The following is a 19,987-nucleotide window of genomic DNA, read 5'->3' as shown; positions in this document are numbered from 1 at the left end:
GCCTGGGAAAATAGTCACTCAACGTTACCTTGACGGACGGTAGCGGCGGCTGCGGCCAGCTCGTCGCCGTACGCGGGATCCAGCGGATAGTCGAGGTGCCAGCGGATCGGCGGATAGGCCACCTCGTGCGGCTCCGGGAAGAACTGCACCGGGTCGGCCAGCGCGCCATGACGCTCGACCGCCTCGATCGGTCCTCCGATCGGATCGGTCTCCCGCCAGAGGTTCCGCCAGCGCGGTAACCGCCCGGCCAGCGTCTCCAGCTCCTGCGCGTGGAAGTACGCGGGAAAGAACCGCCCGTACAGGCGCTGCAGCGGCGACCCGTGGGTCAGCAGCGCGACCCGTCCGGCCCGCGCGGCGGGCAGCTTCAGCAGCGTGGCGGCGGCGAGCACGCTGCCCTGCGAGTGCCCGGACACCACGACGCCGTGCCCCTGCTCGGTCAGCAACGTGATCCGGGCGACGAGCTCCGGCACGCACCGCTCGCCGTAGCAGGGCGGAGCCAGCGGGTGGGCGGCCCGCGGCCAGAACGTCCCCAGGTCCCAGAGGACGCCGACGACCTTGCGCAGCGCCTCGTTCCGGTAGGCCTGCGAGACCAGCCAGACCAGCCCGATCGCGGTCGCCCCGACCACCCACGACCCGGCGTTGTAGAGCAGCGTCACCGCGCCCGGCACCGGGTTGACGTACTGCACCGAGTAGGTGGCCGGCGTCGGCGGGGTGGCCCAGTGCGTCAGCGTCGTCACGACGCCGTAGGTGCCCAGCGCCACCAGCGGCAGGACCAGCAGCGCGAGGTAGCGGCCCGCGCTCTCGGTGAGGTCGGCGATCGCGCGCATCCGGACGATCTTCTTGGCCTGCTGACGGGCCCGCCCGGAGATCTCCGGCACCGGGCCGCTGCCCGGGGTGTCGGGCGCGGTCGCGGTCACGTGGTACTCGTCGAGCACCCCGCGCCACCCGCGGCCGACCCGCCACGTCACCCGCACCACCAGGTACAGCGCGAGCAGCACCACCAGAACGACCTCGACGCCGAACGCCACCGCCGCCCACGACACGACGGCCGGCGGCCGGGCCAGCAGCGCGCCGTCGCGGCCGTGGCCGAGCCAGTCCGAGACCCGGGTGAGCAGCGCGGCCGAGTACGCGATCCCGGAGAAGATCCCGAACGCGGCGAACACCGGCGCGACGAACCCGCGCAGCATCTGCCCGCTGCTCCCCCGTCCGGTCAGAACGGCCGCGATCCCCAGAATCCCGATCAGGACCAGCTGCGCACCCACCCACAGCATCAGCAGCGTCCCGTACCCGGGCAGCCGGTGCCCCGGGCCGGGCCACGAGTGCGGCGCCAGCACGTACACCACCGATGCGACCAGCACCGCGAACGACGCCAGCCGCAGCGCACCCACCCCAGGGAAGCCCCGCGCGCTCCCCTGGGCCGCCGTCGCCACGACCAGCAACACCAGCACGAGGAGCACCGCGGCGAGAACCACCGCACCCCAGCCCGGCGAAGCGTCCCCCAGACCGTCCACAGTGAACGCCGGAACGGTCAGCAGCAACGCGACCGTCACCACCCCCAGGGAGACGTGCAACGTCCGCAGACGCCCGACCTGGAACTCACCCTCCCAGAACCCCGGCGCCGACAGGCCCGAGGTCCCCTCGGCGACGTCGACGCGGAACCGGACGCTCTCGTACGCCACCCAACTCCGGCGGGCCAGGTACCAGAGCAGGCCGAGCAGGATCAGCGGCACCAGCGCGGTGAGGGCCAGCCGCCGTCCGGCCGGGTGCGCCCAACTGTCCGGGCGCGACAGGAACTCGAGCACCGACCAGCGGCTGCCGCACTCCGGCCGGGACGCGCACTGCCAGCCGATCATGTCGACGCCGACCCCGCCCGCGGCCAGCAGCAACGTGCCGGTCAGCGATAACGCGAGCAGGCGCGACGCGGCCTCGTGCAGGCCCTTGCCGATGCGGCCGGCCCGATCGGACGGACCGGCCGACCGCATCCAGCAGGCCGCGTTGATCAGCGTGAACGGGGCCAGGATGATCCAGGCGGCCCGGCTCTTGGTGGCCGAGTTGATGCCGCCCCAGCAGTAGGCCTCCTGCACCAGGCTCGCCCGCACCTCGGCGCTGCGCGCGCCCGGGAAGTCTCCCGAGGCCTCCGGGTTGGGCCCTTCGGCCCCGGTCCCCAGCAGCGCGTCCGGCGGCGTCACGCCCGGCGGGGGCGACTTGTGGCGGTAGAAGCCGACGGTCCCGTCACCGGACACTCTGGTCGGTGACGGGTCGTCGAGCTGTTCGTTCGGCGTCGCTCCGCCGACCCCGTGGACGAGTAATTCCACAACCTTCGGCTCGGGCACGCCGCACAGACTAGTAACGGAAGCGGCCGACCAGCGCGCGGAGGTCGGAAGACATCGCGTTGAGGCGTTCGGCGGCCTGGCGCGCGTCACCGGCGTTGCCGGACGTGCGCGAGGTCGCGTCGGCCACCCCGGAGATGTTCGCGGCGATCTGCGAGGAGCTCTGCGCGGCCTCGGCGATGCTCCGGTTCATCTCGTTGGTCGTCGCGGTCTGCTCCTCGACCGCGGACGCGATCGTCATCTGGTAGTCGTTGATCTGGGCGATGATCCCGGAGATCTGCTCGATCGCCGACACCGCGGAGTCGGTGTCGGCCTGGATCGCCTCGACCCGCTTCGAGATGTCCTCGGTGGCCTTGGCGGTCTCCTGCGCGAGGTCCTTGACCTCGTTCGCGACGACCGCGAAGCCCTTGCCCGCCTCGCCGGCCCGCGCGGCCTCGATCGTCGCGTTCAGCGCCAGCAGGTTCGTCTGCTCGGCGATCGAGGTGATGACCTTGACGACGTTGCCGATCTCGATCGAGGACTCGCCCAGCTTGGCGACGGTCGCGTTCGTCGCGGCCGCCGCGTCCACGGCCTTGGACGCGACCCCGGCCGCGTCGTTGGCCGACTGCGAGATCTCCCGGATCGCCGACCCCATCTCCTCGGACCCGGCCGCGACCGTCTGCACGTTCCGGGAGACCTCCTCGGAGGCCTCGGAGACGACGCCGGCCTGCGAGGACGCGTCCTGCGCGGTGTTCGCGATCTGCTGGCTGACCGACGACAGCTCGTCCGCACTGGACGCGAGCGTGTCGGCGCTCACCGACAGGGCGCTGATCGCCTCCCGCACGCTCTGCTGGGCCCGGCCCAGCGATTCGGCCATCTGGCCGACCTCGTCCTTCGAGTTCACCTCGGCCGACGTCGTCAGGTCCCCGCGGGCCATCGCCTCCAGCGTCGAGGAGACCCGCCGTAGCGGCGCCACGATCAACTGCGTGATGACGACGCTCAGCGCGCCGGCGATCAGCAGCCCGACGACCAGCAGCACGATCACCCAGGTGCGGGCGCTGCGGTAGGCGTCACCGGCCCGGTTGGCGGTCTGCTTGGCGAGGTTCGAGTCGGTGGCCTCGAGCGAGTCGAGCTCGTCCGCGGCCTTGCTGACCAGGGTCTGCGCGGTGCCGTTCAGCGCGACGTTGAACTCGGCGTTCTTGTTGGCCCGGCTCAGCGGCAGCAGCGTGCTGTCGCGGTAGGCCTGCCACTGCGCCCACGTCGTTTTGAACTCGTTCCAGGTCGCCGTGTCCTCCGGCCCCAGGTCCTCGTACTTCTGCTCCCAGGTGGCCAGTTCGGCGTCGCTGTCCTTGATCTTGCCTTCCCACACGTCCATCGTCTTGACGTCGAGCGAGGTGGCGTGCCCGTTGACGAGCATCCGGGTCTTGAGCTCTTCCTGATGGACCCGGCCGAGGGCGATCAGCGACTGGACGTTCTCGTTGTAGAGATACTGCGAGTCCTTGTTCGTCTCGCTGAGCTTCATCAGGCCGAGGACGCCGACCGCGATCGCGACGACCGCGAGCACGCCGAGGGCGATCACGAGCTTGGCCTTGACCGAGCGGTCGCCCAGCCACCGGACCAGAACGTTGCGCTGCGCCATGCCGCTCCTCAATTCCACCCTGGGCACAACCCGACTGAAACCTCCATCGGGCGCCCAGGGCGAAAGTTGAGGAGACTCTTAGAAACCCCTGGCCAGGCGGTAGTACGCCTGGTTCCAGCGGAGCTCGTTGGCCAGCGTCCGCTGGGTGGTCCCGGCGTCGATCACGACCAGCTCGGTGGCCACCATCTCGGCCAGATCGGTGAGCTCCTCGACCCCGACGGCGGACGACAGGACCGTGTGGTGCGGCCCGCCCGCGGTGAGCCACGACTCGGCCGACGTGGCCAGGTCGGGCGCCGGCTTCCAGACCGCGCGGGCGACCGGCAGCTTGGGCAGCGGCTCGCTCGGCGCCACGACCTCGATCTCGTTCGCGACCAGCCGGAACCGCTCCCCCAGGTCGGCCATGCCGATTACGACGGCCGGGCCGGGCGCCGCGTCGAACACCAGTCGGACCGGGTCCTCGCGCCCGCCGATGCTCAGCGGGTGGATCTCGACGCTGGGGGTGTCGACGGCGATGCTCGGGCACACCTCGAGCATGTGGGCGCCGAGGATCCGCTCCGAGCCGGGCGTCAGGTCGTAGGTGTAGTCCTCCATGAACGAGGTGCCGCCGGGCGTCATCGCCTTGAGCGTGCGCAGCAGTACCGACGTCTTCCAGTCGCCCTCGCCGCCGAAGCCGTAGCCGTCGGCCATCAGCCGCTGGACGGCCAGGCCGGGCAGCTGGCGCAGGCCGCCGAGGTCCTCGAAGTTCGTGGTGAACGCCTTGAAGCCGCCGTCGTCGAGGAACGCGCGCAGGCCGACCTCGATCCGGGCCGCGTAGCGCAGCGACTCGTGCCGCTCGCCGCCGTCCAGCAGCTCGGGCGCCACCCGGTAGAGCTCGGCGTAGTCGCCGACCAGCTTGTCGACCTCGGCGTCGGGAGCCGCGTCGACGACCTCGACCAGGTCGTTCACGCCGTAGGTGTTCACCGAGACCCCGAACTTGAGCTGGGCCTCGACCTTGTCGCCCTCGGTCACTGCGACGTCACGCATGTTGTCGCCGAAGCGGGCCAGGCGCAGCGTCCGCATCTCGGCGTAGCCGCGGGCGGCGCGGGCCCAGGCGGCCACGCGGCCGACGACCCGCGGGTCGGACACGTGGCCGGCCACGGTCTTGCGGGCGACGCCGAGCCGGGCCTGGATGAACCCGAACTCGCGGTCGCCGTGCGCGGCCTGGTTGAGGTTCATGAAGTCCATGTCGATCTCGGCCCAGGGCAGCGCGACGTTGGCCTGCGTGTGCAGGTGCAGCAGCGGCTTGCGCAGCGCGTCGAGGCCGGCGATCCACATCTTGGCCGGGGAGAACGTGTGCATCCAGGCGACCAGCCCGATCACGTCCGGGTTCGCGTTGGCCTCCTCGCAGAGCCGGAGGATCGCGCCCGCGTCAGTGAGCACCGGCTTCCACACGACGCTCGCGGGCAGGCCGGCCGCTCCGAGCTCGTCGGAGATCCGGCGGGACTGGTCGGCGACCTGGTCCAGCGTCTCCGGCCCGTAGAGGCCCTGACTACCGGTGAGGAACCAAATCTCGGGGGCGCCCATGGTGTACCTCTTTCGCATTGTGAACGTTCACATCTTGCGCGCCCGTCCCGGGGCGGGCGCAAGGAGGGTCAGCGTTCGCGGCGCGTGGCAACTCGCTGGAGCACGATGAACAGGAACAGCAGACCGGCGATGAAGATCCGCGTCCACCACGAGCTGAGCGTGCCCTGGAACGTGATCATCGTCTGGATCAGGCCCAGCACCAGCACGCCGAGCACGGTTCCGGCCAGGAAGCCCGACCCGCCGGTCAGCAGCGTGCCGCCGATGACGACCGCGGCGATCGCGTCCAGCTCCATGCCCTGACCGGTCAGGCTGTTCCCGGTCGGCGTCTCGAAGCTGTAGAGGACGCCACCCAGCGCGGCGCACAGCCCGGACAGCGTGTAGACGAGCACCCGGGTGCGGGCCACCGGTAAGCCCATCAGCGCCGCCGACTGCCGGTTGCCGCCGATCGCGTAGACGTTGCGCCCGAACCGGGTATAGGCCAGCGCCAGCCCGGCGATCAGCGCGATCACCAGCGCCAGCACCGCACTCGGCGAGAGCCGGAAGCCCGCGAAGTGGATCCGCTCGGTGGCGTCCGTCGTCCAGAAGTCGTTGGTGATCGGGATCGCCTTCGTGCTGATCAGTTGGGCCAGCCCGCGGGCGGTGAACAGGCCGGCGAGCGTCGCGATGAACGGCTGGATCTCGAAGAAGTGGATGATCGCGCCCTGCGCGAGACCGATCAGCGCGCCGGACGCCAGCACGACGACGATCACCGGGACGGCCGGCCAGCCGGCCTGCAGCAGCGAGGCGGCCAGGACCGTGCCCAGCGCGAGCACCGCACCGACCGAGAGGTCGATCCCGCCGGAGAGGATCACGAACGTCATCCCGACCGCGACGGTCAGCAGGTGCGCGTTGTCGATGAAGATGTTGAGCAGGATCTGGGTGTCGCTGAACCCGTTGTAGTTCGCGATGCCGATCCCGTACATGACGCAGAACAGCACGAGCGTCGCCAGCACCGGGACGAACCGGGAGCTGACGCCGTAGCGGCGGGCCCGGGCCACGCGCGGCCGCTCGACCGCCGGCGGAGTCGTCACGCTGGTCATGCCGTCACCGCCGCCTTCTGCCGGAACACCTTGGCGCGGAACGCCGGCGACTGCGCCAAGCAGAGCGCGACCACGACGACCGCCTTGAACAGCAGTGTGACCCTCCCCGGTACGCCCGCGGTGTAGATCGTGATGTTCAGCGTCTGGATCAGCACCGCGCCGAGCACGCTGCCGGCGATCGAGAACCGGCCGCCGGTGAGCGCGGTGCCGCCGATCACGACCGCGAGGATCGCGTCGAGCTCGATCAGGTTGCCGGCGTTGTTGCCGTCGGCGCTGGAGATGTTCGAGCTGTAGATCAGCCCGGCGACCCCGGCGCAGAACCCGGAGAACACGTAGACGATCACGGTCAGCCGGCGGGCCTGGATGCCGGCCAGCCGGCTCGCGGTGGGGCTGCTGCCGACCGACTCGATCAGCAGGCCGAGTGCGGTCCGCCGGGTGAACACGACGGCCAGCGCGACGACCGCGGCCGCGATGATCACCGCGACCGGGATCGTCAGCGCGTACCCGGCGCCGATCGTCCGGTACGGGTCGGAGCGGACGTTGATGATCTGGCCGTCGGTGATCAGCTGGGCCACGCCCCGGCCGCCGACGAGCAGGATCAGCGTCGCGATGATCGGCTGGATGCCGACGACGGCGACCAGCACGCCGTTCCACAGGCCGAGGACCAGCCCGAGCACGACCGCCAGCGCCACCGCGATCAGCACGCCCCCGACGCTGTTCTGGTCGGAGAGATCGCTGACCTGCAGACACGCGAACGCGCCGACGATCGCGATCACCGACCCCACCGAGAGGTCGATGCCGGCCGTGGCGATCACCATCGTCATGCCCAGCGCGACCAGCACCAGCGGGGTGCTCCCGCGCAGGATGTCGATCAGCGATCCGTAGAGGTGCCCGTCCTGCAGCCGGATCGAGAAGAAGCTCGAGCTGAAGAAGACGTTGCTCACCAGCAGCAGCACGAGCGCGACCGCGGGCCAGAACAGGCGGTGTTTGGGTAGCTGTTTCACTCTTCGACTCCGGAGGCGATCGTGGCCAGGATCCGGTCGACGTCCACGTCGTCGGTGTTCTCGAGCTGTTCGACGAGTCGCCGGTCGCGCAGGACGGCGATCGTGTGGGAGAGGCGCAGCACCTCTTCCAGTTCGGCGCTGATGAACAGCACGGCCATCCCGTCCCCGGACAGCCGGGCGAGCAGCCGCTGGATCTCGGCCTTCGCGCCGACGTCGATACCGCGGGTGGGCTCGTCGACGATCAGCAGCCGTGGTTCGGTGATCAGCCAGCGGGCCAGCAGCACCTTCTGCTGGTTGCCGCCGGAGAGGTTGCGCACCTCGACGTCGGGGTCGGCGGGCCGGATGTCGAGCGCCTCGATGTAGCGGGTGACCAGCTCGTCCTGGCGGCCGCGGGGGATCGGCCGGGACCAGCCCCGGGACGCCTGCAGGGCCAGGATGATGTTCTCGCGCACGCTCAGCTCGCCGACGACGCCCTCGGTGCGCCGGTTCTCCGACGAGAACGCGACCCCGTGGTCCATCGCGGTGCGCGGGCCGCGCATCGTCACCGGCGCGCCCTCGAACGCGAACGTGCCGGCGTCGGCCCGGTCGGCGCCGAACAGCAGCCGGGCGAGCTCGGTGCGTCCGGAGCCGAGCAGCCCGGCCAGCCCGACGACCTCGCCGCGGTGGATCGTCAGCGAGAACGGCTCGATCGCGCCCTTCCGGCCGACATCGGTCGCTGCGATCACCGGCTCGCGGCGCTCCTCGACCGCAGGTTTCTCCTGCTCGTCGAGCTGCTCGAGGACCGCCAGCTCCTTGCCGATCATCGCCTTGACCAGCTCGGACTGCGGCAGGCCGGCGACCGTGTACTCGCCGACCCGGCGGCCGTTGCGCAGGACGGTCATCCGGTCGGCGATCTCGTAGACCTGGTCGAGGAAGTGCGAGACGAAGACGATCGCCAGGCCCTCGCCCTTCAGCCTGCGCATCACCCGGAACAACTGCTCGACTTCGGACGCGTCCAGGCTGGACGTCGGCTCGTCGAGGATCAGGACCTTGGCCGAGATGTCGACGGCCCGAGCGATCGCCACCATCTGCTGGATCGCGATCGAATAGCTGCCGAGCAGCGCGCCGACGTCGAGATCGAGGTCGAGCGCCTGCAGCAACTCGGCGCTCCGACGGCGCATCCGCCGCCACTGGATGACGCCGAGCGTGCGCGGCTCGCGTCCGATGAAGATGTTCTCGGCGACCGAGAGGTTCGGGCAGAGGTTGACTTCCTGGTACACGGTGCTGATCCCGGCCCGCTGGGCCTGCAGCGGGCCGGTGAACCGGACGTCCTCGCCGCCGAGCCGGATCGACCCGGCGTCGATGTCGTAGACGCCGGTGAGGACCTTGATCAACGTCGACTTCCCGGCGCCGTTCTCCCCCATCAACGCGTGGACCTCGCCCGGGTGGAGCGTGAAGTCGACGTCGGAGAGGGCGACGACGCCGGGGAAGACCTTCCCGACCCCGGTCATCTCGAGGATGGGCTCGGCCACGGGCGGCTCCGTTCGCATCGCTCCGGCGGGCCGCTCGGATCGAGCGGCCCGCCGGGGGTGGTTCAGTACTTACGCGACGGCAGCGCCGTCTTGGCCTGCTCCTGGGTGAACGTCGTCTCCTTGGTGAGGACGCGCTTCGGGATCTCCTTGCCGTCCACGACCTGCTTGGCCAGGTCCATCAGCTGTGGGCCGAGCAGCGGACTGCACTCGACGATGTAGTTGAACTGGCCGTTGGCCAGCGCGGTCATCCCGTCCTTCACCGCGTCGATCGTGACGATCTTCATGTCGACGCCCGGCTTCTTGCCGGCCGCCTCGATCGCCTCCATCGCGCCCAGGCCCATGTCGTCGTTCTGGGCGAACAGGACGTTGGCCTCGGGGTGCGCCTTGAGCAGCGCCTCCATGACCTCTTTGCCCTTGGCCCGGGTGAAGTCGCCGTCCTGGGACGCGACGATCTTGATCTTCGGGTCGGCCTTGATCGCGTCGGCGAAGCCGCTGGTGCGGTCGTTGGCCGGCGCCGAGCCGGTGGTGCCCTCGAGCTGGATCACGTTGACCGGCCCCTTGGCCGTCTTCGAGTCGTCGACCAGCCACTCGCCGGCCTTCTTGCCCTCGAGGATGAAGTCCGAGCCGATGAACGACTTGTAGAGCGAGGTGTCCTTGGAGTCGACCGCCCGGTCGGTGAGGATCACCGGGATGTCGGCGTCCTTGGCCTCCTTCAGCACCTGGTCCCAGCCGGACTCGATCACCGGCGAGAACGCGATGACGTCGACCTTCTGGGCGATGTAGCTGCGGATCGCCTTGATCTGGTTCTCCTGCTTCTGCTGCGCGTCGGAGAACTTCAGATCGATACCGGCCGCCTTGGCCGCCTCCTGCACCGACTTCGTGTTCGCGGTCCGCCAGCCGCTCTCGGCGCCGACCTGCGCGAAGCCCATCGTGATCTTGCCGTCGTCGTTGCCGCCGCCGCTGTCCCCGCCGCACGCGGTCAGCCCCCCGGCGATCAGTAATCCAGCCGCGATGGCCGCGGACACTCTCCTGAACACGTCGTCCTCCCGAGTCGAACGAACCACGCCCCATGTGACCGCTCACATCAGCGGTCGTCCACTTCGTGGGGTAAACGCTCTCATTCAGCCCCACTGGGCGATGAACCACGCATACGAGCAGTTCATGGACCGCGTGTGGCGTGGGTCACGCACCTGTGTTCCGAGAGTGTTACCGTTCTCATTCAACGCGTCAAGGGTTCGGATCCACTGCGTTACCGGTCTGTTGCCGTGCGGAGCGACCAGCCCGAACCCGGGAAGAATGCCGTCGACTTCTACGATGTGAGCGATCACAGCCGGAGGGGAAGGGTTCCGTGTCCGCACCCGACAAGCCCTCTGAGCAGTCTTCGGGCCGGCCCCGCACCACGATCATGCGAGACGTCGCCCGGCTGGCCGGCGTCTCCCACCAGACCGTCTCGCGCGTGCTCAACGACCACCCGAGCGTCCGGGACGAGACGCGGGCGCGGGTGCTCGAAGCGATGCGGGCGCTGAACTACCGACGCAACCTGGCCGCCCGGACGCTGGCCACGAGCCGCTCCGGCATCCTCGGCCTGATCGGCTTCGAGAGCACGCTCTACGGCCCGGCGTCCATGTTGTACGGCATCGAGGACGCCGCCCGCGCCGCCGGGTACTTCGTCAGCGTCGTCACCGTCCGCTCGCTCGAGCGCTCGGCCGTGCTGGAGGCCGTCGACCGGCTGTGCGCGCAGGCGGTCGAGGGCATCGTCGCGATCGCCCCGAAAGAGTCGGCGGCGAACGCGCTCGCCCAGATCCCGGACGGGCTGGGCCGGGTCGGCGTCGGCGGGGCCGGGGAGACCAGTGTGCCGAGCGTCCGATTCGACAACGCGGCCGGCGCCGCGCTGGCCACCCGGCACCTGCTCGACCTCGGGCACGCGACCGTGCACCACGTCGGCGGCCCGGCCGACTGGCCCGAGGCCCGCGACCGGGTCGACGGCTGGCGGTCGACGCTCTACGCGGCCGGCCGGATCGTCCCGCCGGTCGAGCACGGGGCCTGGACCGCCGACTGGGGCTACCAGGCCGGGGCGGCCTTGGCCCGGGACGAGACGGTGACCGCGATCTTCTGCGCGAACGACCCGATCGCGCTCGGCGTCCTGCGGGCCCTGCACGAGGCCGGACGCCGGGTGCCGGACGACGTCAGCGTGGTCGGGTTCGACGACGTGCCGGAGGCCGGGTACTTCCTGCCCCCGCTCACCACCGTGCGGCAGGATTTCGCCGAGCTCGGCCGGCGCAGCCTGGATCTGCTGGTCGGTCAGCTCTCGGACGACACGGCGGGCAGCGTGCTGCTCGCTCCCGAGCTCGTCGTCCGTAGCAGCACCTCAGCCGGCTAGCCGTCGCTCGAAGAGTTCCAGCAGGTGGCGCCAGTGGCGCTCCAGGCCGACCGGGTCGTAGACCGAGCTGTCGGACATCGTGAAGCCGTGCTGGGTGCCTTCGTAGACTTCGGACAGGTACTCCAGGCCGGCCGCGTCGAGCGCCTCCTCCAGCTGCGCGACCTGGGCCGGCGTCATCGAGTGGTCGTGCTCGGCGTGGGCGAAGTAGAACTCGGCCTTCGCCGCGGCCAGCCCCAGATGCGGGCTGTCGTCCTCGTCGGTGACCAACCCACCGGCGTGAAAGCTGGCCACCGCACCGATCCGGTCGGGGAACGCGGCCGCGGTCCGGACCGCGAGCCGCCCGCCCAGGCAGTACCCGGTGACGCCGACCGTCCCGTCGGCCGCCTCGGGCTGCGCGGCCAGGAAGTCGAGATAGGCGGCCGCGTCACGCAGCGCGCGCTCGGTGGTGAGCTCCCGGATCATCGGCATGGCCTGCGCGAACACCGCGTTGCGGCCCTCGTCGCTGAGCAGGTCCGAGGTGTCGAAGAGCGGCGCGGGCCCGCTGCGGTAGAACACGTTGGGCAGGAGCACGTAGAAGCCGTCGTCGGCGATGGTGTCGGCCATGTCGTGCAGCACGGGCCGCACGCCGAAGGCGTCCATGTAGAGAATCACCGCGGGGAACGGCCCGTCCCCGGAAGGGAACGCGACGACGGCGTCGACGACGCCGTCCGGCGTCGGGATCTGCACTGACTTCGAGCCCATCGGCTGAACTTACTTCACTTCTCACGCGCTGTACCTGCGTACATGCCGTTTTCGTTGTCCGACACACCGACCGGCAGCCGGATCACCATCGTGGTGCCGGGCTCGTCGTGGGTCGCGCTGATCCGCCCGCCGTGGCGCTCGACGATCGCCCTGGTCACGACCAGCCCGAGCCCGGTGCCGGGCACGCCCTGCTCGCGGGCGGTCGACGAGCGGAAGAACCGCTGGAAGAGCCGGTCCCGTTCGGCCGGCGGGATGCCGATGCCGGTGTCGGCGACGGTCAGCGTCGCGACCCCGGCCTGTTCGGCCAGCCGGACCGTCACCGTGCCACCCTCGTGGCTGTACTTGACCGCGTTCGACAGCACGTTGTCGAGCATCTGGCGCAGCCGCTGCGGGTCGCCGTGCAGCGGGGCGCGCTCGGGCAGGTGCGTCCGGACGGTGACCGACCGGCGCTCGGCCGCGGCCCGCACCGCCTCGACGCCCTCCCGGGTGAGCTCGGCCAGGTCCGTGTCGGCCGGCCGGATCGAGATGTGTCCGGACTCCAGCCCCGCGAGGTCGAGCAGGTCGTTGATGATCGCCTGCAGGCTGTCGGTGTTGCGCCGGAGGACGCCGAGCAGCTGCGCGCCCTGGCTCTCCCAGCAGTCCGGGTTGTCGTGGAGCAGCTGGGCGTACGTGGTGATCGAGGTCAGCGGCGTCCGGAGTTCGTGCCCGACCAGCGCGAGGAAGTCGTCCTTCGTGCGGGCCAGCTCGAGCGCCAGCTCCTCGGAGCGGCGGCGTTCCAGGTAGTGCCCGAGATGGGCGGCGATCGCCACCAGGTGCGCGGTCAGCGCCACCCGGTCCTCGTCGAGGGTGTCGGCGTAGAGCGCGAGGACGCCGACGACCGCGTCCGCGCTGCGTACCGGCACCGCGAGCGCGGTGCGCAGCTGCCGCCGGGCCGCGCCCTCGACGTCGAAGCGGGTCTCGGTCGAGACGTCCGGGACCCAGACCGGCTCGCCGGTCCGCCAGGCCGTCCCGGCCAGCCCCTCGCCGTTGGTGAGCTGCGCCGACATCAGGCCCGGCCGGTCGGCCTCGCCGTCGGTCCAGGACGCGGCCGGCCGGAGGACGTCGGCCACCGGGTCGACGAGCCAGAGCTCGGCGTGCGGCCAGCGCAGCGAGCGGGCCAGCGCGTCCACGACCTGACCGGCGGCGTCGGCGATCCGGTCGGCCTCGACCAGCGCCCGGGACACGGCCAGGTTGCACTCCCCGAACCGCTGGGCCCGGCGCTGGTCGGTGACGTCGTGCAGGGCCACCACCGCGCCGAGCACCGCACCGGCGACCGTGATCCGCTCGGCGTTGGCGACCAGCGTGCGGGCGGTCCGGCCGGGCCGGAGCAGGCGCAACTCGACGTCCCGGACCGGCTCGCCGGCCAGCGCGCGGGCGCTCGGGTGCCGGTCGGGGGGCAGCTCCTCGCCGTCGGCGTCGCGCAGGCACTCGGTGGCGATCTGTGAGGCGTCGCCCGGGAGGTCGTGGTCGAGGTCGAGCATCCGGACGAGGGCCCGATTGCCGAACATCGTGGCGCCGGCCGCGTCGCAGGCGAACACCGCGGTGTCGAGGCTGTCGAGGAGCGCCTGCAGGAACAGGCTGTGCGGTCCGGGGTCCGGGACGGCCGCCGGTCGCTCGTCCTCGGACGGAGGGTCGGTCAGCAGCCCCGGCAGCAGTCCGGCGGTGGCGGCGACGCCCCGGACCGCGCCGATGTCGGCCGGGGACCAGTCGCGGGCGTGCACGTCGACCACGCACACGACGCCGATGACGTTCCCGTCCGGCGCGCGCAGCGGGACGCCCATGTACGCCCCGACCCGGACCGTGGCCCCGGCCCCGGCCGGCGACGACCGCGGATCGTCGGACGTGTCGGGGAACACGACCGGCTCGCCACCCCGGACGACGTCCTGGCAGAACGAGTCGGTGACCAGGATCCGGCGGGCCGCGGCCAGCGGGCCGACCAGCCCGTGCGCTCCGGCGAACCGCATCCAGTCGCCGTCGACGAGCGTCACCAGGCCGATCGGCACGTCGACCGACTCGGCGGCCGCGCGGGCCACCGCGTCCAGGTCGTCGCTCGTCGCCGGGTCCGGCCGAGCGACCATCGGGGCTACCACAGAACCACCGTACAGCGAAACCGGCAAATCGGTCTTAGCGGATCTTCGCGCCGTAGACCTTCTCGACCTTCATCGCCATCAGGACCCGCCGGTCGGACACCATCACCGAGCGGTACTCCTCCCAGTCCGGGTGCTCGCCGGCCGCGGCCCGGTAGTACCCGACCAGCGCCTCGACCTCGGGACCGTTCGGGTCGGCCCCCGGCCCGGTCAGCGTCACCGCGCCCTCGGCCGTGGCCCAGGCCCAGCCGTCGGGGCTGGTGACCTCGAACGCGGCCCGGGGGTCGCGGCGGAGGTTCGCGGTCTTCGCGCGCCCCTCGGTCATCGAGACGTAGAGGATCCCGGCGTCGCGGTCGTAGTACGGCGTGACCGGCGAGAGCTGCGGGCGGCCGTCGGACTTGATCGTGGCCAGGACGCCGATCTTGGCCTCGGCGAGGAGCGCGTGCAGGTCGAACCCTGTGTCAGAGGTCATACCGGCGGCAACCCCGGGCGCGCGGCGGGCTATTCCTTCACCACCCGGTAGCGCAGATGGGTGACGCCGTCGGACGGGATGACCCGGGTCTGTTCGAGGGCGACCGGGCCGATGCCGTCGAACAGCCGTACTCCGCCGCCCAGCAGCAGTGGGACCACGCTCACCTGGATCTCGTCCAGGACGCCGGCGCGGAGGGCCTGCTGGGCGACGTCGGCGCCGTTCAGCGAGATCGCGCCGTCGCCGGCGGCCTCGCGGGCCAGGGCCAGCGCGCGGTCGAACCCCTCGGTGACGAACCGGACCCGCGGTGACCACTCGCCGCTCGTCGGGGCCTGGTGGGTGAGCACGAAGATCGGCGCGTCGATCGGGTGCCCGCCGGCCCAGCCGTTCGCGATGTCGAACGTCCGGCGTCCGCTGACGATCGCGCCGGCCCCGCTGCGCCACTCGTCGAGGATCGGGCGGCTGGGTTCGACCACCGACAGCCGGGGGTCGATCGGGTCGCGCGGCCCCGTCATCATCCAGGCGAACAGCGGCTCACCGCCCCGGCCGAGCGGCGCCGACGGGCCGTCGCCCGGCCCGGCGATGAACCCGTCCAGGGAGACGGTCAGGTCCACGATCACGACACCCACCACGACCACCTTTCATAACCGTTTGGTTTTAAAGTAGCAGGCGCGGGCTACGGTGGGAACGTGATCGCTTCGCGGCTGTTCGCTGTGTTGGCGTGCGCCGCCGGGCTGCTCCTGCTGGTGGAGCCGAGCGCCGGTGGAGCCGCGCTCGCGCTCGTTGCGGTGGCCGTGGTCGGGGTGCTCGCGCTCCGCTCGGTTCGTCTTCGGCTTCCGGCACCGGCCTGGGCCGGCCTCGCCGCCACCGCCCGCCGGACCGCGTCCGCCGGTACCCCGCGCCTGCGCGACCCCGACGCCCAGGGCCGCCCCCGCCCCCGAGCCCCTTCGGCCACCCCGGCCGCGTAACTCCGCTCTGTCCCGCCGTTTGCGGCGGCGCGCTTCCGCGCGTCCGCGGCGGGTTACGCGGCCCTCTGCCCTCGTTCGTTCGAAGGCCCCGGAGGGTCCCCCATGTCGTTCGGCCTGCCCATTTCCCTCGCGTACGACGTCGTCGAAACCGCCACCACCCTGCTGACGCCAGTGGTCGGCGCCACCGCCACCGCCGCCGCGATCGTGCTCGCGACCGCCCTGGTGCGCCTGATCCTGGTCCCGCTCACGTTCCGCCAGATCTCCCTCGAGCGACGCCGGCAAGCGCTCGCACCCCGCGTCGAGAAACTCCGCGCGAAGCACCCGAACGACCCGCTCACCGCGGCCACCGAGGTCTCCGCGCTCTACCGCGCCGAGGGCGTCGGAGCCGCCCACACGTTCCTGCCACTCCTCGTCCAGGCGCCGTTCTTCCTGACGCTCTACTCGCTCTTCCGGACCCCCGACATCGGCGACCGCCCGAACGAGTTGCTCACCGCCCACCTGGCCGGCGTCCCGCTCGGCGACCACTGGCTCGACGGCCCGCTGCTCGGCGTCCACGGTCTGGTCTTCGTCGTCGTCCTGGCGCTGTTCACCGCGGCCGCCACCCTCGCGGCCCGGCGGCTGCGCCGCCTCGGCCAGCCGGTACTCCTGAGCCTGACGCCCTACGTCTCGGTCGCGTTCGCCGCGACCGTCCCGCTCGCGGCCGCGCTCTACCTCCTCACCAGCACACTCTGGACGACGGCCGAGAACGCGTTCCTGCGCGATCGCGGGCTCGCGGAAAGATCGCTGGGGTCATAGCACCAGTCATCTTTCAGCGACGGGTCAGCGTGGCTCGGACGAAGTCGCCGGGCCTGGCGCCGGCCCGCGCCACCACCCCACCACCCGGCGCCCACACCCCCGATCCACCGGCGGCGTACTCGTACCCGCCGCCGGTGGATCCGGCGTAACTCGCGATCACCACCCACACCCGGTGCTCGGACGCGATCCGCTCGGCTCGCCCGGCCGGCACGTCGGCGGAGTCCTCCAGCACCCCGGCCACGTACGCGTCGACGCCCAGCGCGACCGTGTCCGCCGCGTGCGCCGCCACCCCGGTGTCCTTGCAGATCGCCAGCCCCAGCCGCCAGCCGTCGACGGTGAGCACGGCCGGTGCGGGGCCGGGCGTGTACGGCTCGGCGTCGCCCAGGTACTGCTTCCGGTAGGCCACCCGCGCCCCGCTGCCGTCGACCGCCAGCATTGCGATGTGCCCGCCGACCGGCGCACCGGCCAGCGCGATCGCCCCGGCCCCGGCGCAGGCGGCGACCAGCGGCGCGAGCCGGGAATCGTCGGGGTCGAGCGGTGGCGCCTCGAACTCGTACCCGGTCAGCGACATCTCCGGGAACACGACGACCCGCGCCCCGGCCGTCCGCACGACGTCGGCGTGCGCACGGACGTTCGCGTCGACGTCGAAGGAGACCAGACGCGGCTGGGCCGCGGCGACCGGCAGAATCTCACTCACGGATCCCCCCGGCCTCCAGCAGACGAGCGACCGGCAGCGTGGCCGCGCCGAGCGCCACCGCGTCGGTGCCCAACCGGCACAGCTCGATCGACGTCTGGGCGAACGGCCGTCGCATCGCCTGGGCCGCCGCGGCCTTCCGGATCTCCGGCAGCAGGCCACCGAGCGCGATGCCCGCCCAGCCCCCGATCACGACCCGTTCGGGGTTGAACAGGTTGATCAGGTTCGCGACCCCGGCGCCGAGGTAGGCCGCGGTCTCGGCCAGCACGGGCCCGGCGGCCGGGTCGGCCAGCACGGACGCGACCTGCGACTCCTCGTCCGGGCCCTCCACCGGGACGCCGGCCTCGCGGGCCCTGGCGATCACCGCCTCGGCCCCGATGTAGGCCTCCAGGCACCCGCGGGCCCCGCACCGGCAGAGCCGCCCGTTGTAGACGAGCGTCGTGTGCCCCCACTCGCCGGCGCTGCTCGACGACCCGCGGTAGGCCTGCCCGTCGGCCACGATCGCCGCCCCGACGCCGGAGCCGACCAGCGCGAACGCCGCGTGCCGGGCCCCGCGCCCGGCACCGAACCAGTGCTCGGCCTGGGCCCAGGTCTTCGCGCCGTTGTCGAAGTGCAGCGGCAGGTCGGTGCCGGAGCGCAGCATCCGCTCCAGCGGGACGCCGTCCCAGCCCAGCACCTGGGCATGCACGACCGCCTCCGGGTCCCGCTCGACCAGCCCGGAGACCCCGATGCCGACGCCCAGCACGTCGGGCCCCGCGTCGACCGCGGACAGGCCGGTGAGGATGTGCCGGACGACCTCCGCCGGCTCGAGCGTGTCGAGCGGGTAGTCGGCCTTGGCCAGCGGGGTCATGGCCAGGTCGAAGAGCTCGACCCGCACCCGGGTCTCCCCGACGTCCACCCCGGCGACCGTCGCGTACCGGGGCGCGACCTGCAGCAGGATCCGCGGACGGCCGCCGTCCGACTCGACCGCGCCGGCCTCGCTGACCAGCCCGTCCTCGATCAGGTCGGCCACGACGTTGCTGACCGCGGCCTGGCTCAGCCGCGACCGCGCGGCCAGGTCCTGCCTGCTCAGCGGGCCGTCGAGGAACAGCGCGGAGAGCAACGCCGACCGGTTCTGCGTGCGCAGCGCCCGGTTGGTCGCTCGTCTTGGTTCCACCTGTCCCACCCCGGTTCTCGGCCCCGTACGGCGCCACTCTACGAGGGAAGCGCTTCCACCCGGCAACACTTTAATAACGCCTTGAATTAAGTCGTGAACAAAGTGGCCAACGGCACCTTAGAGTCCCGTTCACCAAAACTCTTCTGTCCCGCCGGGCCGTACGGCCAAGGTTCCGCTCACCGCGCTCGGAACCCGGTGCCGAACCGGTCGGCGTCCCGTGAAAGGACAGCTCGTGTTCAAGCGACGATTAGCCGCCGTTGCCGTCGGAGCGTTGCTGGCGTCCTCCCTGGTCGCCTGTGGAGACTCAGGCAGCTCTGGCGATGACGCCAAGACCCTGACGTACTGGGCGAGCAACCAGAGCACCAGCCTGGAGAAAGACGCCGAGATCCTGAAGCCGGAGCTGGCCAAGTTCGAGAAGCAGACCGGCATCAAGGTCAAGCTCGAGGTCGTTCCGTGGTCCGACCTGCTCAACCGCCTGCTGGCCGCGGCCACCAGCGGCCAGGGCCCGGACGTCGTCAACATCGGTAACACCTGGTCGGCGTCCCTGCAGGCCACCGACGCGTTCGTCCAGTTCGACGACAAGACGCTGGACAAGATCGGCGGGAAGAGCCGCTTCGTCCCGGCCGCACTCGCCGCCGCGGGGGCGGAGGGCAAGCCGCCGACCGCGGTGCCGATCTACTCGCTGGCCTACGCGCTCTACTACAACAAGAAGATGTTCGCCGCGGCCGGCATCCAGAACCCCCCGACGACCTGGGAAGAGCTCGTCGCCGACGGCAAGAAGCTGACCAAGGACGGCAAGTGGGGGCTGGCCATCGAGGGCGCTCACACCTCGGAGAACTCGCACCACGCGTTCGCGTTCTCGGAGCAGTACGGCGGCCAGTGGTTCGACGCGAGCGGCAAGCCGACGTTCGCGACGAAGGAGAACGCCACCGCGATCAAGCGGTACATCGACTTCATCGGCACCGACAAGATCACGAACCCCGGCAACGCCGAGTACGCCCAGAACCAGTCGGTGGCCGACTTCGCCAGCGGTAAGGCCGGGATGCTGCTCTGGCAGGCGGTCGGCTCGCAGCTCGAGCTCCGCAAGATGAACCCCGACGACTGGGGCGTCGCGCCGGTGCCGTTCCTGCAGTCGCCGCCGGCCAACGGCAAGAAGGTCAACAGCATGGTCGCCGGCATCAACATCGCGATCTTCAAGCACTCCAAGAACCAGGAGGGTGCGCTGAACTTCGTGAAGTTCATGACCAGCGACGAGGAGCAGACGATCCTCAACAAGACCTACGGTTCGCTGCCCTCGATCACCACCGTGGGCAAGGACCCGGCGTTCGCCAAGCCGGAGCAGAAGACCATCCAGGACACGCTGGCCACCAGCGCGGCCCCGCTGCCGCAGGTCGCGAGCGAGAGCCAGTTCGAGACTCTCGTCGGCGGGCTGATGAAGGACCTCTTCGCCGAGGCCGCCAAGGGCAAGAGCCCCTCGGTGGACGAGATCCAGGACAAGCTGAAGACCGCCCAGGATCAGGTCAAGTAAGGCTCAACCGGCCCGGGACGCCTGT

At 71.2% G+C, this 19,987-nt stretch carries 17 protein-coding genes; 4 read left to right on the top strand and 13 right to left on the bottom strand.

Annotated elements, in window-relative coordinates:
- Positions 1–14: 14 nt before the first annotated feature.
- From FL583_RS23290 to FL583_RS23260, 7 genes are all read right to left on the bottom strand, one after another.
- On the bottom strand, positions 15–2,333 hold the full coding sequence (locus tag FL583_RS23290) for a hypothetical protein (protein ID WP_142706927.1): 2,319 nt from the start codon (positions 2,331–2,333) through the stop codon (positions 15–17).
- 10 nt (positions 2,334–2,343) lie between these two features.
- Positions 2,344–3,948: a methyl-accepting chemotaxis protein gene (locus FL583_RS23285; protein ID WP_142706926.1), complete on the bottom strand. Its 1,605-nt coding sequence runs from the start codon at positions 3,946–3,948 to the stop codon at positions 2,344–2,346.
- A 78-nt stretch (positions 3,949–4,026) separates the two neighbouring features.
- Positions 4,027–5,511: an L-arabinose isomerase gene (gene araA / locus FL583_RS23280; RefSeq protein WP_142706925.1), complete on the bottom strand. Its 1,485-nt coding sequence runs from the start codon at positions 5,509–5,511 to the stop codon at positions 4,027–4,029.
- 68 nt (positions 5,512–5,579) lie between these two features.
- A complete protein-coding gene (yjfF, locus tag FL583_RS23275; RefSeq protein ID WP_142706924.1) occupies positions 5,580–6,590 on the bottom strand; it encodes a galactofuranose ABC transporter, permease protein YjfF in 1,011 nt (336 codons plus the stop codon).
- Positions 6,587–7,594, bottom strand: coding sequence for an ABC transporter permease (locus FL583_RS23270; protein WP_142706923.1), 1,008 nt, complete (start codon positions 7,592–7,594; stop codon positions 6,587–6,589). Before FL583_RS23270 ends, yjfF begins: the two co-directional genes overlap by 4 nt.
- Positions 7,591–9,123, bottom strand: a complete 1,533-nt coding sequence (locus FL583_RS23265) for a sugar ABC transporter ATP-binding protein (protein WP_142706922.1) — start codon at positions 9,121–9,123, stop codon at positions 7,591–7,593. The genes FL583_RS23270 and FL583_RS23265 overlap by 4 nt, the downstream gene beginning before the upstream one ends.
- A 44-nt stretch (positions 9,124–9,167) precedes the next feature.
- Complete coding sequence (locus FL583_RS23260; protein ID WP_142706921.1) at positions 9,168–10,142, bottom strand: ABC transporter substrate-binding protein; 975 nt, start codon at positions 10,140–10,142, stop codon at positions 9,168–9,170.
- 368 nt (positions 10,143–10,510) lie between these two features.
- On the opposite strand from FL583_RS23260, the gene FL583_RS23255 reads away from it, so the two are divergent.
- Entirely contained in the window at positions 10,511–11,485 is a 975-nt protein-coding gene (locus FL583_RS23255; RefSeq protein WP_142707031.1) for a LacI family DNA-binding transcriptional regulator, read from the top strand.
- Here the strand turns inward: FL583_RS23255 and FL583_RS23250 are convergent.
- The 4 genes from FL583_RS23250 to FL583_RS23235 are packed head-to-tail and all read right to left on the bottom strand — an operon-like array spanning position 11,474 to position 15,450.
- Positions 11,474–12,226: a dienelactone hydrolase family protein gene (locus tag FL583_RS23250; RefSeq protein WP_142706920.1), complete on the bottom strand. Its 753-nt coding sequence runs from the start codon at positions 12,224–12,226 to the stop codon at positions 11,474–11,476. The two genes, FL583_RS23255 and FL583_RS23250, sit on opposite strands and share 12 nt — an antisense overlap.
- A 14-nt stretch (positions 12,227–12,240) precedes the next feature.
- On the bottom strand, positions 12,241–14,343 hold the full coding sequence (locus FL583_RS23245; RefSeq protein ID WP_142706919.1) for a sensor histidine kinase: 2,103 nt from the start codon (positions 14,341–14,343) through the stop codon (positions 12,241–12,243).
- 46 nt (positions 14,344–14,389) lie between these two features.
- Positions 14,390–14,824, bottom strand: a complete 435-nt coding sequence (locus FL583_RS23240; RefSeq protein WP_142706918.1) for a PPOX class F420-dependent oxidoreductase — start codon at positions 14,822–14,824, stop codon at positions 14,390–14,392.
- A gap of 29 nt (positions 14,825–14,853) precedes the next feature.
- Positions 14,854–15,450, bottom strand: a complete 597-nt coding sequence (locus FL583_RS23235; RefSeq protein WP_170323830.1) for a dihydrofolate reductase family protein — start codon at positions 15,448–15,450, stop codon at positions 14,854–14,856.
- 60 nt (positions 15,451–15,510) lie between these two features.
- Between FL583_RS23235 and FL583_RS23230 the strand changes: the two genes are divergently transcribed.
- Both FL583_RS23230 and FL583_RS23225 read left to right on the top strand, forming a co-directional pair.
- Entirely contained in the window at positions 15,511–15,789 is a 279-nt protein-coding gene (locus FL583_RS23230; RefSeq protein ID WP_205752380.1) for a DUF6412 domain-containing protein, read from the top strand.
- A 102-nt stretch (positions 15,790–15,891) separates the two neighbouring features.
- On the top strand, positions 15,892–16,584 hold the full coding sequence (locus FL583_RS23225) for a YidC/Oxa1 family membrane protein insertase (RefSeq protein ID WP_142706916.1): 693 nt from the start codon (positions 15,892–15,894) through the stop codon (positions 16,582–16,584).
- A gap of 13 nt (positions 16,585–16,597) precedes the next feature.
- Here the strand turns inward: FL583_RS23225 and FL583_RS23220 are convergent, their stop codons facing one another.
- Entirely contained in the window at positions 16,598–17,281 is a 684-nt protein-coding gene (locus tag FL583_RS23220; RefSeq protein ID WP_142706915.1) for a carbon-nitrogen hydrolase family protein, read from the bottom strand.
- Positions 17,274–18,434 carry an ROK family transcriptional regulator gene (locus FL583_RS23215; protein WP_142706914.1) on the bottom strand — a complete coding sequence of 387 codons (1,161 nt, stop codon included), beginning with the start codon at positions 18,432–18,434 and terminating at the stop codon, positions 17,274–17,276. The genes FL583_RS23220 and FL583_RS23215 overlap by 8 nt, the downstream gene beginning before the upstream one ends.
- Positions 18,435–18,666: 232 nt before the next feature.
- Here FL583_RS23215 and FL583_RS23210 point away from each other — a divergent pair, with 232 nt between their 5' ends.
- Entirely contained in the window at positions 18,667–19,962 is a 1,296-nt protein-coding gene (locus FL583_RS23210; RefSeq protein ID WP_142706913.1) for an ABC transporter substrate-binding protein, read from the top strand.
- The last annotated feature ends 25 nt before the right edge of the window (positions 19,963–19,987 follow it).

The organism is Cryptosporangium phraense (genome assembly GCF_006912135.1).
GTDB lineage: Bacteria > Actinomycetota > Actinomycetes > Mycobacteriales > Cryptosporangiaceae > Cryptosporangium > Cryptosporangium phraense.
Note: the sequence above shows the minus strand (reverse complement) of the source record. Positions and strands in the feature narration are given on the sequence as shown.